The organism is Ruminococcus flavefaciens, from assembly GCF_900119075.1.
GTDB lineage: Bacteria > Bacillota > Clostridia > Oscillospirales > Ruminococcaceae > Ruminococcus > Ruminococcus flavefaciens_Q.
Window position 1 is genome coordinate 196,275 of the sequence record NZ_FPIP01000004.1, and the last position, 17,091, is coordinate 213,365.

15 protein-coding genes and 1 riboswitch are annotated in these 17,091 nt (G+C 44.3%); of the genes, 10 read left to right on the forward strand and 5 right to left on the reverse strand.

Annotation, left to right across the window (positions count from 1 at the left end):
* Positions 1 to 178: 178 nt before the first annotated feature.
* The gene (locus BT105_RS07820) at positions 179 to 730 is read left to right on the forward strand and encodes an RNA polymerase sigma factor (protein ID WP_072300203.1); all 552 of its coding nucleotides are present in this window, start codon (positions 179 to 181) and stop codon (positions 728 to 730) included.
* Entirely contained in the window at positions 720 to 2,360 is a 1,641-nt protein-coding gene (locus BT105_RS14680) for a dockerin type I domain-containing protein (protein WP_081367834.1), read from the forward strand. The genes BT105_RS07820 and BT105_RS14680 overlap by 11 nt, the downstream gene beginning before the upstream one ends.
* A 44-nt stretch (positions 2,361 to 2,404) precedes the next feature.
* Here BT105_RS14680 and BT105_RS07830 read toward each other — a convergent pair whose 3' ends face one another.
* The 5 genes from BT105_RS07830 to BT105_RS07850 all read right to left on the reverse strand — a co-directional run bounded on the left by BT105_RS07830 (position 2,405) and on the right by BT105_RS07850 (position 7,617).
* Entirely contained in the window at positions 2,405 to 4,417 is a 2,013-nt protein-coding gene (locus BT105_RS07830) for a dockerin type I repeat-containing protein (protein WP_072300204.1), read from the reverse strand.
* Positions 4,418 to 4,441: 24 nt separating this feature from the next.
* The gene (locus BT105_RS07835; protein ID WP_072300205.1) at positions 4,442 to 5,344 is read right to left on the reverse strand and encodes a hypothetical protein; all 903 of its coding nucleotides are present in this window, start codon (positions 5,342 to 5,344) and stop codon (positions 4,442 to 4,444) included.
* Positions 5,331 to 5,885, reverse strand: a complete 555-nt coding sequence (locus BT105_RS07840) for an RNA polymerase sigma factor (RefSeq protein ID WP_072300206.1) — start codon at positions 5,883 to 5,885, stop codon at positions 5,331 to 5,333. The genes BT105_RS07835 and BT105_RS07840 overlap by 14 nt, the downstream gene beginning before the upstream one ends.
* A gap of 195 nt (positions 5,886 to 6,080) precedes the next feature.
* Positions 6,081 to 7,076: a hypothetical protein gene (locus BT105_RS07845; protein ID WP_072300207.1), complete on the reverse strand. Its 996-nt coding sequence runs from the start codon at positions 7,074 to 7,076 to the stop codon at positions 6,081 to 6,083.
* A complete protein-coding gene (locus BT105_RS07850) occupies positions 7,063 to 7,617 on the reverse strand; it encodes an RNA polymerase sigma factor (protein WP_072300208.1) in 555 nt (184 codons plus the stop codon). The genes BT105_RS07845 and BT105_RS07850 overlap by 14 nt, the downstream gene beginning before the upstream one ends.
* 338 nt (positions 7,618 to 7,955) lie before the next feature.
* On the opposite strand from BT105_RS07850, the gene BT105_RS15275 reads away from it, so the two are divergent.
* The 8 genes from BT105_RS15275 to BT105_RS07890 all read left to right on the forward strand — a co-directional run bounded on the left by BT105_RS15275 (position 7,956) and on the right by BT105_RS07890 (position 17,088).
* Positions 7,956 to 10,991 carry a dockerin type I repeat-containing protein gene (locus BT105_RS15275; protein WP_072300209.1) on the forward strand — a complete coding sequence of 1,012 codons (3,036 nt, stop codon included), beginning with the start codon at positions 7,956 to 7,958 and terminating at the stop codon, positions 10,989 to 10,991.
* Between the two features lie 168 nt (positions 10,992 to 11,159).
* Positions 11,160 to 12,380 (forward strand): TFIIB-type zinc ribbon-containing protein, encoded by a 1,221-nt coding sequence (locus BT105_RS07860; protein ID WP_072300210.1) that lies wholly within the window; start codon positions 11,160 to 11,162, stop codon positions 12,378 to 12,380.
* A 127-nt stretch (positions 12,381 to 12,507) separates the two neighbouring features.
* Complete coding sequence (locus BT105_RS07865) at positions 12,508 to 13,368, forward strand: SPL family radical SAM protein (RefSeq protein ID WP_072300211.1); 861 nt, start codon at positions 12,508 to 12,510, stop codon at positions 13,366 to 13,368.
* A gap of 65 nt (positions 13,369 to 13,433) precedes the next feature.
* Positions 13,434 to 13,540: riboswitch (TPP riboswitch) on the forward strand.
* Positions 13,541 to 13,591: 51 nt separating this feature from the next.
* The gene (gene thiS, locus BT105_RS07870; RefSeq protein ID WP_072300212.1) at positions 13,592 to 13,786 is read left to right on the forward strand and encodes a sulfur carrier protein ThiS; all 195 of its coding nucleotides are present in this window, start codon (positions 13,592 to 13,594) and stop codon (positions 13,784 to 13,786) included.
* A gap of 4 nt (positions 13,787 to 13,790) precedes the next feature.
* On the forward strand, positions 13,791 to 14,426 hold the full coding sequence (thiF, locus tag BT105_RS07875; protein WP_072300213.1) for a sulfur carrier protein ThiS adenylyltransferase ThiF: 636 nt from the start codon (positions 13,791 to 13,793) through the stop codon (positions 14,424 to 14,426).
* 12 nt (positions 14,427 to 14,438) lie between these two features.
* Positions 14,439 to 15,209: a thiazole synthase gene (locus BT105_RS07880; protein ID WP_072300214.1), complete on the forward strand. Its 771-nt coding sequence runs from the start codon at positions 14,439 to 14,441 to the stop codon at positions 15,207 to 15,209.
* Positions 15,210 to 15,245: 36 nt separating this feature from the next.
* Positions 15,246 to 16,499 carry a 2-iminoacetate synthase ThiH gene (thiH, locus tag BT105_RS07885; RefSeq protein ID WP_072300215.1) on the forward strand — a complete coding sequence of 418 codons (1,254 nt, stop codon included), beginning with the start codon at positions 15,246 to 15,248 and terminating at the stop codon, positions 16,497 to 16,499.
* Entirely contained in the window at positions 16,492 to 17,088 is a 597-nt protein-coding gene (locus BT105_RS07890; protein ID WP_072300216.1) for a thiamine phosphate synthase, read from the forward strand. The genes thiH and BT105_RS07890 overlap by 8 nt, the downstream gene beginning before the upstream one ends.
* Positions 17,089 to 17,091: the final 3 nt, after the last annotated feature.

The window sequence follows — 17,091 nt, forward strand, 5'->3', positions numbered from 1 at the left end:
GATTGTTTTAGAAACTTATAAATACTTGGTTTATTACTGTAAAAAGTTATTGAAATGACTATAAAACCGTGATAAAATGGTTAAAAATAAAAAATATCTTTGATATCTTAGAGTTTTGATGAAAAAAAGGTACTAATAAGTGAAGGGATAAATAATATCCCTGAGAGGAGGAACCCACATGGATAACGGTGCCCGTAGCTACCGCCGTTTTCTTGCGGGCGACAGAGAAGGACTGCGCGAGATAATATGTGAATATCGTGTGGGCTTGATGTTGTATTTGAACAGCTTTGTACAAAATATCCATACAGCCGAAGACCTGACGGAGGAGACTTTTACGGTCATTGCCATAAAAAAACCGAAATTTTCGGAAAAGTCGTCCTTTAAAACGTGGCTCTATGCCATTGGCAGGAATACTTCCGTTACATATCTTCGCAAAAATACAAAACTTGATGTCGTACCGTTGGAATCACAGGAATATTTTGCTGACGAAAAGAATATTGAAGATGAATACCTGAAAAGCGAGCAAAAGCAGGTCTTGCATAAGGCTATGCATAAACTTAAACTGGAGTACAGACAGGTGCTGTATCTGACGTTTTTTGAGGGATTTAGCAATGAAGAAGCTGCTTCAATTATGAAAAAGTCAAGACGGCAGATAGAAAATCTGCTCTATAACGCCAAGGCTTCATTAAAGACTGAGCTTGAAAGGAGGGGCTTTGCATATGAAGAATAATGACGAGATGTATCAAAGCGTCCTCGCAAAATTAGACGCTCATTTAGAGCGGCAAGAGCGGAAAAAGCTTTATCTGAAACGCATGGCTCCTGTAGCTTTGAGTTTATGCTTTGGCATTGCGGTATGCTTTGCAGCAGTAAAAAACAAAAAGCCTGTAGATTTTCCGAATAACGATAATGTTATCGTAAGTGCAACGACATCTGCAAGTGTAACGACTCTGGCGAAGACCTCCACAGAGACGGCAGTGACCGCGGTATCATCGACTTCGGCTGAAAAGTCGGCGGCCACCGCAAAGACTCAGACCACCACAGCCGTCAAAACAACCCCAAACCGCACAGCAAAGGCAACAGGGCAGGCAAGGACAACAGTCGAGCCGCCGACTGCAACCGAGGCTGTGACGACCACCATTACGGAAGTATACGAAGGGAGTGTTACTATGAAAAAAATGATAGCTTTCTTATCTGCTATGGGAATAGCGGCTACAGCAAACCCTACAGGTGTATTTGCTGCAAACGAGACCAGAATAGAGCACATATTTATGGAGATGTACTATTATAGTCATTGGAAGGAAATACAGTGGGATTATGACTTTAATTATGACGGCGAGTTTGATGTAAAGGACTTATTTGAGTATGAGCTTTATACGGAGCATATAGAGGAATGCAGGGACAAATACGGTCAGTATGCGAAAGATTTCAAAAATTACAAAGAACTGTATGAGCTTTACGACGAGGAAGCATTAATGAACATATGCTATGGTACTCCGGCTTCTAAAGAACAGCGTAAAGAAAAGCACGAAAAAGCGAAAGTTGAAGACATAAGCCAGCTTGTGATAGGTGATAGTGTTGAAGGTACAAAAGATGCAGCAAGGTATTATCTTTACTTGCATGGCGAGTATCCCACAAATGATGAAATAAGAGAAGTATTAAGAGACTACGATTTTATGACAGCTGACGGCCCCGACCATGTAGACAAGTTTATCGAATATATGGAAGAACTCAGAAGCGAGACAATAGATGAAGATTATACAGAGGAACAGCTTAAAGTTTTCAGACATCTTGACAGCAATGAAACAGAAAAGGACTTAAACGGCGACGGTGAGGTCGATTTTTATGACAGCTACGACCTTTTATTTTACGCTGCTCGCAAAGAAGAAATAGCTCGTGGTGCTGACTCTGAAGAGATATTGCCGGATGACGTGAACGCAAGAATAACGCAGTACGGCGATATTGATCTTAATGGCAAAATAGATGTAGATGATAGTGTGGTTCTTATGCTTTATCTTGATAAGATAGGTCTTAAACCATCTGATATGGGGCGTTATCAGTATGAGAGAACAAAAGAATTTCTCGACAGAAAAAAGAAATACGCTACAGATGAAAATCTCCTCGGCGACGTTGACAACAGCGGCTCAGTAAATGCCATAGACGCTTCTCTGGTTCTGGAGCATTATTCAAAAGTTTCTACAGGTCAGAGCACAGGTTTTGACGATACACAGAAAAAGGCAGCCGATGTCAACAAAGATGGCAGGATAAACGCTGTTGATGCCTCAGAGATACTTTCCTACTATGCCTACAAAGCAACAGCAAATGGCAATGTTATGACACTGGAAGAATATTTACAGCAATAAAAAACAGCCGTGCATTAAGCACGGCTGTTTCCTTGCCATTTTATTTACAGCTCTAAGGCTATTATGGTATCCATTATCTCGTTGATATCGGTGTCCTTATCGAATATGGCGCGATAGCCAAGTCCGCCCATATCGGTCGGATAATAGCCGATATATATCTTTCCGTCTGTGCCTGAATCCTGTTCTTCAACAAATATCCTTCCCTTGTACTCATACTGTTTTACACCGTGATTAGCTATTTTTCCTGCCGATCTGTCCTGATCTGCGATATAGACGAGTCCATTCTCAAATTCGTATGTCAGGTCAAGGCAGAAAGCCTCCTTTGAGTCAGTTTTTCCGTTTTGACTGACTATTCCGACTTTATAGCCGAGGAAATCGCTTCTTGTGCACTTCTCTACAGGATAGCCGAAGCGCTCTTTTGCTTCGTCATAGCTTACGCTTAAATTTGTATGAACTGCATTTGGAACGGCAGGCTTTGCAGAAGAAACTGCGCCTGTTTTTTCGCTTTCGTCAGCTGTTATGCCATATTTCTCAATTATTTTGCGGCGCATTATGCAGAAATCAAAGGAATCCAGCACTCCGTCCTCACAGAAGTCGGCAGCCTCCCAGTTTGCGAGCGAAGTATCGGAAATACCGTAAAGCCACTTTTTAAATGTGACAATATCGGCAATAGTGAATTTGCCGTCACCGTTTATATCGCCTTTTACCTGTACTGTGGGATTAACCGCCGCGCCCCAATAATTGTAATAGAAGTCAACAAAATATGGGTTGAGCTGAACGTAATTAAGAGCTGCTGTCAAAAGCTTTACAGCTTCAACATTATTCGCAGTTTTAGGGCTGATATAGCATGAGCAGTATTCGTTATTGTCAGAACCGTTCTCATCGCCAAAAGCTACATGAACAGTGGAATTCTGCTTGAAGGTGAATGATTTCTCGGGAAGCTCCAATGCAGAAGCAAATCTATTGTCCTCCCAGTAAACCTTATAATCATCTGCTAAATCAGGATTTGATACAGGAAACGGATTAGGTTTAAGCAGTACCCATACTTCTCCGCATACAAGCTCATTCCTGAGTTTTTCCTCTGTCCACAGCCTGTTGTGCATTGAATCTTTTAGTCCTTTTTCCTCGAACATAGCCTTTACTTCATCTTCTGTAAGCTTGCTGAATTCTTCAAAGCTGATTCCCACAGTGGATTCGTTCTGCTTTGAAAAGCTGCCCGAAATGCCTGTTTTTACAAGTTCGGGATTGATCTTTCTGTCTTTGATGTATGCTGCAAGCTTATCTGGAATATCAGTCTTTTCCGCAGTATACTCCACATATAGAACATTGCTGTCAAGACCGTCAAGAAGCTCAAATTCAGGAACTATCCCTGCATTCAGTTTGTTCTCGGAGATATACCAGTTGATAAGCCTTTTTATCACGTCGATATCTTCGATAAGTCCGTCCTTTTCATGATCTTCCTTTACAAAATTGACCAATTGCGGATCGAATCCTTTTTTTTCGACCTGATTTATGATGTCAAGGGGGATATTCTCGTTTTTGCGATAATACCCTATGAATATTATACCGTCAGGCGTAGACTCTTTATCGTATATCCATGCATCGATATTATTATCATTTATATAATTTGTGAGCATGAAACGCAGTGCAGCTTCCTGTGTGCTGTCACTGGAGGGAAGTTCATCAAAATAAGTGCCTGTAAGCTGTTCCTCCTCTTCGTCAATAACATACATTATCAGTTCTTCGTTGATAGCATTTGCCTTTACATATTCTTTCACAGCTTCAATAACAGCTGGTTCAACGCTGTGTACCTCAATTGTTTTATGATCCGAATTCAAAGCTGTATAGGCGTTTATATTTCTTGTATTTGTCTCACTGTCCCAAAGAAAAGCATTTATTGCCTTATCAGTGCTTATAGTATCATCGGAGAGTATAAGCGATGAATCATGGACAGTGTCTATGTTTTCGCCATCCGCCATAACAGGCATTACAGTCGATGAAGCCGCTGTCATTACTGCCGCCATTAAAGCAGCGATATATTTTTTAGTTTTTTTCATAAAAGTCACCCTTTCATAATAAAATCATGTTTCAAGAGGCGGAATAATCCTCATTAAACTGTACAAATCAGTTTTATCTGTGTGATACAGATAATATTCATCATGTCCGTCGAATTTGATCGCCACAATATCATCATCGCTGAATCCGTTTATAAAATACGCCTCTGCTTTGCAGCTCTTTACCTCTCCGTCAACATAATACTGACTTTTCATATCTGCGCTGCTGATACGCGCTCCTACATATTCAAAGGATATGGGATATCCGCTGCGGTAGATAGGCTTGAGTACAGCTACATAGCCCTCCAGAAACGCATTATAATACTGCTTGTGAACAGGCATATCATACCACGGATTATGAGCACTGCCGGGCGGTGTCTCACCTCCTGGCGGCTGAGTTGATTTTGCAGGCGGACCGCCCGTCATTTCGGGATCAGTTGTTGTAGTTGTTACCGTCTGCGTTAGAGTCGTTGTTGATGTTATGCGGGGTGTAGTTGAAGATATGGTCTCAGCAGCTGGTTTCGATGTTATCTGTGTAGCAGTAGTTTCAGGTTTTGCAGCTGTTGTCGCTGCCTTTGTGGTAACATATACTGCCGTAGAAGACGAAGCCGCTGTTGTTGATGTCGTTGTATTTGCGTCTATTTTAGATGTCACAGCCGATGTTGTCAAAGCAGTTGTCACTGCTTTTGGTGTAGTCTGAGCAGTTGAAGCAGTCATTGTAGTTTCGCACTCAACGACAGTGCTTGGAGTCGGCAGCGTATCAGGTCTCTTGTAGTTATTCCACAAGCCAAAGCCTATGATAAAAGCCCCTAAAACTCCCGCCAAGGCAGGAACTGCTCTTTTTGCGATATATATTCTTCTCTTTCTTTTCTTCTCGTGTTCATCGCGGACTTCAAGCACGTATTTAGCCATTTCATCATAAGTTTTCATAGCTGAAGCCCCCTTTTTCGAGTTCTGTTCTAAGCGCCTTCCTTGCATTGTACAGGAGATTTTCTGTCTGTTTCCTTGATTTGCCGATTATCCTTGCAGTTTCATCGTTGCTGAAGCCCTCAAAATAAGTCAGGTAAAGCACCTGCTGATATTCATCCTTGAGTTTTTGCATTGTGTGACGAAGATTTATTCTCTGTTCAGTTACCAGATAAGCTCTTTCAAGATCAGCTTCATCAGCAAGGGGAGCCTGAGCGTCCAGTGAGACGTTCCTGTTTCGCTTGTCATGCCTGCGGTGATCAGCCGCGATGTTTCTTCCTATTGCATAAAGCCATGTCTTGAATGAACTTTTTCCGCTGAACTTGGGTTTCTTTACTGCAAGTCTGATAAATGTGTCCTGTACACAGTCTTCTGCATCGCTGATATTATGGGTATAACTTTGCAGATACAGCATAAGTCCGTCTCTGAACTCATGCACCAGCTCAACCATACCGCTGTCATCGCCTGCAAGGAAACGGCGGTAGCTACTTTCACCGTTGCCCATTATTCAGACTCCTTTCGCACATGATCCTGTGTTCTTACTTATTAGACGTAATTTCCGACGAAAAACACTAAGTATATTTCAAGTTAAAATAAAAAAATATATCAACTGTAATTTAACGTCTACAGGAAATACCGGCAATAGATATGTTATAAAAAAAGCTCCGCAAGGCAGAGCTTTTTTCGTATTTACAAAGGTTTATTCGGCCTCATCTTTTTTATAAGATGTATTCCTGAACAGGTAATACTCATCTGTATCCTTAAGCTGAACTGCGACGGCTTCTTCTTCGTCAACGCCCTCTATCAGGTATGCTTTCATTACGGATCTGATATTTTCCCTTATATACATGATATGCACATCGACTCTGTGTAGATAGCTGCCTATGCTTTCCGCCGAGACCTCAGCCTGCTTTTCGTAGCGAACTTCGTTCAGTGTGATATATGAAGGATTTGCACGGAAAACGTCCTGCAAGCTGGTAGTTGTGGTTGACGTGGGCGGTACGTATCCTCCATCGCCCATTTGCGGTCCTGACTTTGCTGTGGTGATAGTTTCAGTCGATGTTTCGTTAATAGAAGCACTTGTGGTAGTTGGTCCGTCTTCGATATGAACAGAGGTAGTTATTCGTACTGATTCCTCGCCTGAATTGCCTGAATTGCCGTTACCGTTGCCGTCAGGTGATACAGGTCTGACCGTAGTAGTTACAGGTGTGGGATCATCTGCTGTTGTAGTTTTTGCAGGAGATTCGGGAATGGCTGTTTCGTTTGCGTTATTTCCCGAAGTAGTTACGTGGACGGTACTTGTCTTTGCAGAGGTTGTCTGCACAGCTGCTGTAGTTACAGCAGGTACAGCCGATGTTGTATCGCTGTTTTTTCTGTCTGTGGTCATCTTTGTGGTCTTAGCGGCTGCCGTTGCCTTTGGGAATGTTGTGGTAAGAGCGGTTGTTATCTCGGCAGACGATGTGTTCTCTGTAATAGTTTCCGTTGCGGATACGATGCCCGAGCCCTTGAAGCCGTCATCGGGCTTCTTTACATATGAAGCTATATGCCAGACGCCTATGCCGGCTATGGCAGCGGCGCACATACCCGATACCGCATAGGAGGTATGTCTTATCTTTGCGGCTCTGACTTTGGCGGACTCTATGAGCTTGTCGCCGCGTTCCATTATTCTGTTTGAGATCTCTTCATAGCTCCTCATATTCAAAGCCCTCCTTTTCAAGTGTTTTCTTCAGCGCCGCCTTTGCGCGGTACAGAAGATTGTATACCTGCCGCTCGCTTTTATGCATTATCTCAGCCGTTTCGGCAACTCCGAAATTCTCAAAATATACCAGATACAGGACCTGCCTGTAATCGCTGTGCAGGTCCTCCATAGCTCCGTACAGTAGCTTCTTGTTCTCGTCATGTATATGGTTCCGTTCTATATCCTCTCTGTCAGAAACGTCATAGAAGCCGTCAAGGGACGCTTCACGGATTTTTCTGCGTTTTCTAAGCATATTCAGAACCGTATTGCGCCCGATAGCATAAAGCCATGTTTTGAACGAGCTCTTTCCCGAGAAAGGCGGTCTTTCCGCATATAGCTTGAGAAAGACCTCCTCGGCGAATTCCTCGGCTTCTGTAATGCTGTTGGTAAAGCCAAAAAGATATAGTGTAAGACCGTCCCAGTACTCTCTGACCAGTTCGGTAAAAGAATTTCTGTCACCATCAAGGAAACGGCGGTAGCTGCTTGCACCGTTATCCATAGACAGCTCCTTTCATTGGAAAAGTAAGAATTATCCGTAAAATTATCCTTCTATATTATTAGTACCATTTTTATGCGTTTTTTCTCACCTTGATTATAAAGTTTTTTTGAATAATTGTCAACAAAGAATATGCGGATAAATTGTTTTCGATTTATTAATGGACTTTTTCGGGACTAAAGTGTATAATTAATAGAAGAAACGCCTTTGTTTCGGGAGATTTTAGTTAATACAAAATTTTTTTGAAAACAGGTGAGAAAAATCCGAAAAAAACGTGTCTAATATAGTGAAAGGTAAAAATTATCCGTCCTTAACATTACAAAACCAAAGGAGTTGATACTATGAAAAAGCTTATAAGTATAATGCTTACCGCCGCTATGCTGTCAGGCAGTGCTGCAATGCCCTTTACAGCTATAGCTGCCGATACTTCTTCTGCCGAAGTGCAAAACACAGGAACAAAGGAGCTTCACGTTGAAAAAATGGAGATATCCCGACTTCAATATATCGCCGAACAGCCGACCTCGGTACCTGTCGAGTGCTATGAGGTTATGACTGCCGACGAGGTCTTTGCTGAGCTCTGCGGCGGCGAATACGCAGGAGCAGGCAGCTACGATACAGGCTATTTCATGCATACAGGCTCAAATACGAGAATTCTCATGGATAAAAACGGCAGGCTGCACAAATTTGAAGTTATATATCCCGAGGTCGTGGTTCGTATGAAAGAGGGCGTGAAGCTGCCTATAGACAAGATAAGCAATGCTCTTGCCGACAAGGGATATATAAGCAATGCTCTTGCCGACAAGGGATATAAAGCGCCAAAACTGGCAAACGATGGGGATATCTACCGTTTATTCGGCAGCATGACCTATGAGCAGTTCAATACTCTGCTGGAAATGCTGCAAAAGCTCCCTGACGCTGTCTCAGTGACAGGACATCTTGCTGTATACGAGGATACCGCAAATTCTATATCAGGCGGCTACAGTATACGCATCGGTCTTCCTTATGAAATGGACAAAAACAACGAAAACTACAAGGAGCTCATGAAAGTTGCTTCTTCGGTGGGATATAAGGAAAGTGATTATGAAAGCAGCGCATTAATAGGCGATTTTCAGCTTTTTCTCTGTCAAGATGATGCTGAAAACAGAACAAATCCCTACAAGCTTTTCAAATACCTTGAGGACAACGGCTATTTATACTCAACAAGTATTACTTCGACCGCGCTTGCGCTTATAAATCCTACAGTATACTTCTGCAATATCCCTTATACTATGGATAACGAGCCCCCTGCTGACTTGGGCGACGACGCATTCAATCAGCTGAGAGACCTTAACGCCGATACATTCAAGAACGTTTTCAGGCTGTATAATACCCCTGTTCGCTTTGTATTCTCGGAATACAGCAATATCGACGAAGCTTTTGACAGCAAATATATGAACATATGCTACTACGTAGTGGAGCATACCGACGGCTGGTTCTCATTCTATAATGAGGAGCTTCAGGAATATAAGTCAGGCAGGTCGACTATCAGGGACGGCAAGGAAGTAAAGCTGCCTTACGGAGAAGTGGATCAGAGAGCCTATGCAGTATATCTGGACAGTGATATCGTCAAAGAACGTATCTCTCCCGATGTTGTTATCAAGGAAAAGTATTTCCTCTCGGGCGAGTCGAATCATATGGGAACTGCCGTATATTTCAAGACCAGCGCAGGAGACTATGTATACTTCACCAATTACGACGTAGGCGAGGTATTCATGCCTGTGGCTGAGTTCTGCAAGCTGCAAAAGGCTATCAGGGAAGAACTTTCCAAGTATCCCGACGATAACGGCGGCGGTGCTGTTGATCTTACAGGTGTTTATGATATCTCCCCGTACAGACTGAGTTCAGAGACAGAGGAAATAACAGACTTTACTCAAGGCGAAAAGATCATGACACTTGACGATGTTAAGGTAATAGCCAAGAAAAAGCAGAATATAACATGGTCGGATTTTGAAGTTTATAAAGGCAAATGGAACGGTACAGGTATGTACACCCATTTCGGAAGATTCGACCTTGAGGACGGATATTATCTCCTCGTCGGAGGAAATCCTCCCGAAAAGCCCGAAATTATCAGACTTTACCGCAATGACGCTTCTGATTTCATTGACCTGCGCTATCATAATGTGGATAAGTTCCTCAGCGATACCTTCTTCAATAACTTACGCAATATGACTGAGGAGGAGATGAAAGCATACTTCGCCGAAAATGACATGACCGAGAGAAGAGGCTACAGGGTATGGACTGCGGAGTCGGCAGCAAAAGCGGCGGAGAATTATCATCTGTCATTTTTGGTGGACCTGCCGCCTGAATTTACCGATTCTAAGGGTAATGTGATAATAAACGAGGTAGTCGGCTCCAACGATGTGTCAAAGATGTTAAGCACTGACGGCAGATTTGAAGAGCAGTTCGAAGTATTCCTGCGCAGTCTTGTTGGAAACACAGGCAGTCTTTTCAATATGGGTAATTCTCACTTCTATTACATCAATGAGGATACCGACGCTGTAAAATACCACAAAAGATATATCAAGGTAAGTGCAAACCCGATATCAGGCAGCAGGTACACCAAGGAAGAAGCTGCGGATATGTTTGCGGACGCTCTCAACCTTGTACAGCTGAGCCCGAAGTTTGCAGGCTTTGAATATGACAGCAAGATACCGCTTTATGGTAAAGACGATAAGGGTACGCTTAAAGGCGACTCTAATAACGACGGTCAGGTTGATATGTCAGACGTTGTTCTGATAATGCAGTGCCTTGCAAATCCCGATAAGTATAAGCTTTCAGAGGAAGGCAGAGCCAATGCTGATATGGACGGCGACGGCGTGACAGTTGGGGACGCACAGAACATACAGAAGCATCTTCTCGGTATCATCGACTACATTACTGATCTCGATACCATAATGAAGATGATAAACGAATACTGTGAAGACCAGTACATAAATATCTCTGTGGTTCCAAAGGAGAAAATGCCCGAGCAGTTCGCAGACAAGTATGTATTTGTCAGAAAAGACGGCGCAGACACATACTCACGCTCAAGCCTTGATATTTACCTTATCGAGCATTATGTAAAAACAGACCTTATCCGCAATATCCCTTATGATCCCGATGACGATTCGGAGCTCAATCTCATAAGAGAGAAGATTTACTGCTATATGCTCGAAAACAACGTACGGTCTGTCGGAATAGATCGTACCAACAAGGAAATGGACGCAATAAACAAAAAGGTCATCATCACGTACGAATGGCACACTCCCGAGGAAGAGATGCAGAAGCTCCGCGACTTTGTGGAAAACAGCGGCTTTGACTCTGACCTTGTAGAGTTCAGATGGTCAGGACTTGAATAAATATCCGACATAAGAAAAAGCTCCGCTTCGGCGGAGCTTTTTCTGCTATTTCATAATTATTGAGATAGGCTGTGAATAATAAAAAATGTAGTTTTTTTCCGCGGTCATTGCTATTTGTAAACTTGTATGATATAATGTAAGCAATATATGTTTTCAGGTGGTGGATATATGGCTGACGTAACAGAATACAAATGCCCGTCCTGCGGAGCTTCGCTCCGCTTTGATATAAACTCGCAGCGAATGGTATGTGATTCCTGCTCAAACAGTTTTGACCTTGAATATATTCGTTCTCATTTCAATGAGGTGACTGACGCAAAGCTTGCTGATTTTGACTGGATTGAGCGGACAAAATACGTATGGGAGCCCGATATGCTTGAACAGCTTGTGGAGTTCTCGTGCTCTTCCTGCGGCGGAAACATCATAACAAAGAATACCTCAGCATCGGCAAGGTGTCCGTTCTGCAATCATGAGGTAGTTATATCTTCAAATTTTTCTGGAGATATACGTCCCGATAAGGTAATTCCTTTCAAAAGAAAGGCTGAGGAATTCGCTGAAAAGTACAGGGAGGAAATAGCGAGCGCAGCATTTGCACCAAAGGAGTTCAGCGATCCTGCGGTCACGGATAATATAGTGGGCTGTTATATCCCGATATGGCTTTACAGCTGTTCCTGCGACTGCAAAACGAATAACTACAGTGCAAAATATAAGGTGACCGATTATCCTATTCTGGGAACTGATATAAAAAAGGAGGCATTCTACTCCGTTGCGCCCTTTTTGTACGATGAAGCCGAGGATTTCACCGAATCCTGCCTTACAGGCTTTTACGCAAGCAGATACACCATAGGAGCTGAACACGTTCTGGATATTGTCGAAAAGGAAGTCAGATCAGCCTGCTCTGCAAGAGCTGCCATACTTGCAGAAGGGGACTATATACCCGATGCACAAAAAGCAGAAACTTCTCTAAGCGACTTGAAGCTTATGTATTATCTTGTGCCTGTATGGTTTCTGAACGTTACATACAAGGGCAATGATTACACATTTGCCATGAATGGTCAGACAGGGGAGTTTGCTTCTCCAAAAGTGCCTTTAAATTCCAAGAACAAGCTGCATTTCTGGGCTATTTTTCTTGTATGTGAAATTATAGCTTTCCTGCTCACATACTGTCTGGTAAAGGAAGACTATATGGACACATGGACAGGACTGTTTTTGACATTTCTGGTAACAGTATTCATATCAACTATCCCTGCTCACATCATAGCAAGTATCATACATCTGGTGCACTCTAAAAAGTACATCGGCGGACTAAGGTCTGATAAGCCCTACAAAGTACAAAGCGTAAGCAGTTTTATCGATGAATATGTCGGTCTGAACCGAATGAACAGAAAATAAACGGCGAAAAGCTTAGGATCGAGCAGCAAGTGTCAGCATTATAATATCAAAAATGTATAGCGAGAAAAAGAGCGATCAGATCAACACTAACGCTATAACGTACTAAAAACATCAGGGAGCGTGAATCATGCATTTTGTGGAAGCAAAGGGGCTGTTGTCCTCAAAAAACGGAATGAATATCTACCGCGGCTGCACTCACGGCTGTATTTACTGCGACAGCCGCAGTCTGTGCTACAATATGACTCATGCCTTTGAGGATATTGAGGTGAAAAGCAACGCTCCCCAGCTTCTGGAAAAGGCTCTGCGCTCAAAGCGTAAGAAATGCATGATAGGTACGGGCTCTATGTGCGATCCGTATCTGCCTATAGAGGGGGAGCTTAACCTCACGCGGAAATGTCTGGAGCTTATCGAGCAGTATCAGTTCGGAGCCGCTGTGCTTACTAAATCTGACCTTGTGCTCCGCGATACGGAGCTTCTTGCTTCAATTAATCAGCAGGCGAAGGCTGTCGTGCAGATGACCATGACTACCTTTGATGACAGCCTTTGCAGTATCATCGAGCCTGCTGTCTGCAATACTCGCAGGCGCTTTGAAGTTCTCATGGAAATGAAGCGGAATAATATCCCCACAGTTGCGTGGCTCACGCCCTTTCTGCCATACATAAACGACACAGAGGAGAATCTCCGCGGACTTCTTGGTTACTGCGCCGAGGCAGGCGTAAAGGGCATAATCTGCTTCGGAATTGGTCTTACGCTCCGCGACGGCAACAGAGAGTACTTCTATTCGGCGCTGGACAGGCATTTTCAGGGACTTTCCGACAGATACCGCAGGGAATACGGGCTCAGCTATGAGATAGTCAGCCCGAACCATGACAGACTAATGGGAATATTTCATGAGTTCTGCGGGAAATACGGCATTATGCGTAACAGGGAGTGCTTTGAGTATCTCAGTGAACTGCCCGAAAAGTACAGGCAGCTCACACTTTTCTGATAAAGATGTGTGCAAAACGGCAAAATGGAAAATAGGACTTGATTTTCAAAAAATATGGTGATATAATAAGTTTACAGGGGAGCTTGTGGAACAGGCTGAGAGGAAGGTGATACCTTCGACCCTTCGACCTGATTTGGTTAATGCCAGCGTAGGGAGTATGCTTTATGAAATGCATTCGGGGAACTGCGGCAGGCGGTTTCCCGATTTTTGTTAGGAGGTAGCTATGGTAAAGATAAACGGAGAGCTTCTCGACAAGGACGGAAAAACTGTCACCGAAATGCTTGCTGATATGGATATAAGCGGTCAGCGCGTAGCTGTAGAGCTCAACGAGGAGATAGTCCCGAAGGCTAAGTACGGCGAGACTGTCCTCAAGGACGGCGATAAGGTAGAGGTCGTGCGCTTTGTGGGAGGCGGCTGATACTGTGATACCCACAAGAGAAGAAATGTATGCTGCTCTTGAGGAGCGCCACGGTGCGGAGCTCCAAAGAAAGCTCAGTGCCGCTTCTGTAGCGGTATGCGGTCTGGGAGGTCTCGGCTCGAATATCGCGATCGCACTTGCAAGGGCAGGCGTGGGAAAGCTCCACATACTGGATTTTGACAGGGTGGATATCTCAAATCTCAACAGACAGCAGTATTTCCCCGAACAGCTGGGGCATTTCAAGGCAGACGCTATGTACGATACGCTGAAGCGTATCGCGCCGTACTGCGATATCACAAGTGAGCAGGTGAAGCTTGACGAGGAGAATATCCCGAAGCTTCTTGCTGAGGACGATATCATAGTCGAAGCCTTTGACAAAGCCGACCAGAAAGCAATGCTGGTGAACTGTGTGCTGGAGAATATGCCTGAAAAGTATCTTGTTTCGGGCTCGGGAATGGCTGGCATAGCGCCCTCCAATATTATAACCACAAAGCGCGTGACCAAGCGCTTTTACCTTTGCGGCGACGGGGTAAGCGACGTTGAAAACGGCATGGGACTTGTTTCGTCGAGAGTCCTTATCTGCGCAGGTCATCAGGCTCACGCAGTTATAAGGATAATCGCAGGAGAATTTGATATATAAGGAGAAATAACAATGAAAGACGATAAGCTTGTAATCGGAGGACATGAGTTCTCCTCACGTTTTATACTTGGCTCGGGAAAGTATTCCCTCAGTCTTATCGAAGCGGCTGTAAAATACGCAGGCGCCGAGATAATCACTCTCGCTGTACGCCGTACAAACTCCAAGGAGCACGAGAATATACTGGACTATATCCCGAAGAACGTAACTCTGCTCCCCAATACATCGGGCGCAAGAAATGCAGACGAGGCTGTCCGTATCGCCCGTCTGGCAAGAGAGCTTGGCTGCGGAGACTTTGTAAAAATAGAGATAATGCGTGATACAAAGTATCTTCTCCCCGACAATCAGGAGACTGTCCGCGCTACGGAGATACTTGCAAAGGAGGGCTTCATCGTAATGCCCTATATGTATCCCGACCTCAATACAGCCCGTGACCTCGTGAATGCAGGTGCGGCTTCTGTAATGCCTCTTGCTTCGCCTATAGGCTCAAACAAAGGACTTGCTACAAGAGATTTCATACAGATACTTATTGATGAGATAGACCTGCCTATCATCGTTGACGCAGGTATCGGCAGACCTTCACAGGCTTGCGAAGCTATGGAAATGGGAGCTGCCGCTGTTATGTCCAATACAGCCCTTGCTACAGCAGGCGACCTGCCTGTAATGGCTGAGGCTTTCAAGCAGGCAATAGAAGCAGGAAGAAAGGCTTATCTGGCAGGTCTGGGACGTGTTCTTACAAGAGGAGCTTCTCCGTCTGATACACTTACAGGCTTCCTGCATGACTGAGCTGTATCTGAAAATTAACTGAAAGAAGATTTTTTAATGGATAATAATTATTTTGTAGACTCAGATAAGCTTTCTGAGGCTGCACTGAAGAAAAAACATATGCTTGAAACTGATCCGTCCTCCCGTTCAAATCACATGGAGTACATGGAGGGCATGGAGCGTATCAAGTCCGATATCATGGACAAGGTTCTTACGGAGATGAATAATTACGATTATTCGCAGTATACCGCCCGTGACGTAAATGCTGCCCTTAATCACGATATCTGTACTGTTGAGGACTTCAAGGCACTGCTTTCTCCTGCCGCAGAGCCATTCCTTGAAAAAATGGCTGCAAAGGCAAGACTTGAAACGCAGAAGCACTTCGGCAATACGGTTTATCTGTTCACTCCGCTCTATATCGCCAATTACTGTGAGAACTACTGCGTTTACTGCGGCTTCAACTGCTACAACGACATCAAGCGTATGAAGCTCAATATGGAGCAGATAGAGCATGAAATGAAAGTCATCGCTGACAGCGGCATGGAGGAGATCCTTATCCTCACAGGTGAGAGCCGTGCACAGAGCAGCGTTGAGTATATCGGCGAAGCCTGCAAGCTGGCTCGCAAATACTTCCGCATGGTTGGTATCGAGGTATATCCGCTGAATACCGACGAATACAAGTATCTCCATGAATGCGGAGTTGACTACGTTACGGTCTTTCAGGAGACCTACAACAGCGACCGCTATGAGCAGCTTCATCTTCTCGGTCACAAGAGAATTTTCCCGTACCGTTTCGAGGCTCAGGAGAGAGCTCTTATGGGCGGTATGAGAGGTATTGCCTGCTCGGCACTTTTGGGACTTTCCGATTTCAGAAAGGACGCCCTTGCAAGTGCGCTTCACGTTTACTACTTGCAGAGAAAATACCCACAGGCTGAGATATCGCTGTCATGTCCGAGACTTCGTCCTATCATCAATAACGACGAGATAAATCCTCTGGACGTTCATGAGAAGCAGCTCTGCCAGATACTTTGCGCATACAGGATATTCCTGCCATTCTGCGGTATCACAGTTTCCTCACGAGAGAGCGAGACTTTCAGAAACGGTATCGTAAAGATAGCCGCAACTAAGGTCTCGGCAGGCGTTTCCACGGGTATCGGCGACCACGAGAGCAAGTACACGGGAAAGGAAAGCGACTCGGCAGAGGGCGACGAGCAGTTCGAGATAAACGACAGCCGCAGCTTCGATAAAATGTACAAGGATATGTCCTCTGAGGGACTTCAGCCTGTGCTGAACGATTATCTCTATGTCTGATATCATTTGCGTAACTGCCCGTAATCTGTGCGGCGGAGATTTTATGGAGCAGCTTGCTAAGATAGCAGAAGCCGCTCCAAAATACATCGTTCTCCGCGAAAAAGACCTTGACGAAAGCGAATACCGCACTCTTGCGGAAAAAGCTATTGAGATATGCTCCAACAGCGAGACAAAGCTTATTCTCCATTATTACTGGAAAACAGCAATCGAACTGGGCAAGGACAGTATACATCTGCCACTGCATATACTGCGTGAGCTATCGGCTGAATATAAACGCCGATTCAGCCTTATAGGAGTTTCCTGTCACTCTGTTGAGGACGCTCTTGAGGCAAAAGCTCTCGGAGCAGGCTATATTACGGCAGGTCATGTTTTTGCCACGGACTGCAAAAAGGGACTTCCGCCACGTGGACTGGATTTTCTCCGCGAGGTATGTCAGAGCGTGGATATGCCCGTATATGCTATCGGCGGCATATCGCCCGAAAACTTCTTTCAGGTCATGGAAGCAGGAGCTTCGGGTGCCTGCGTTATGAGCGGCTTTATGAAGTCTGCACAGCCGAAAGAGCTTATGAGTAAATTTAACAGGAAGTGAATA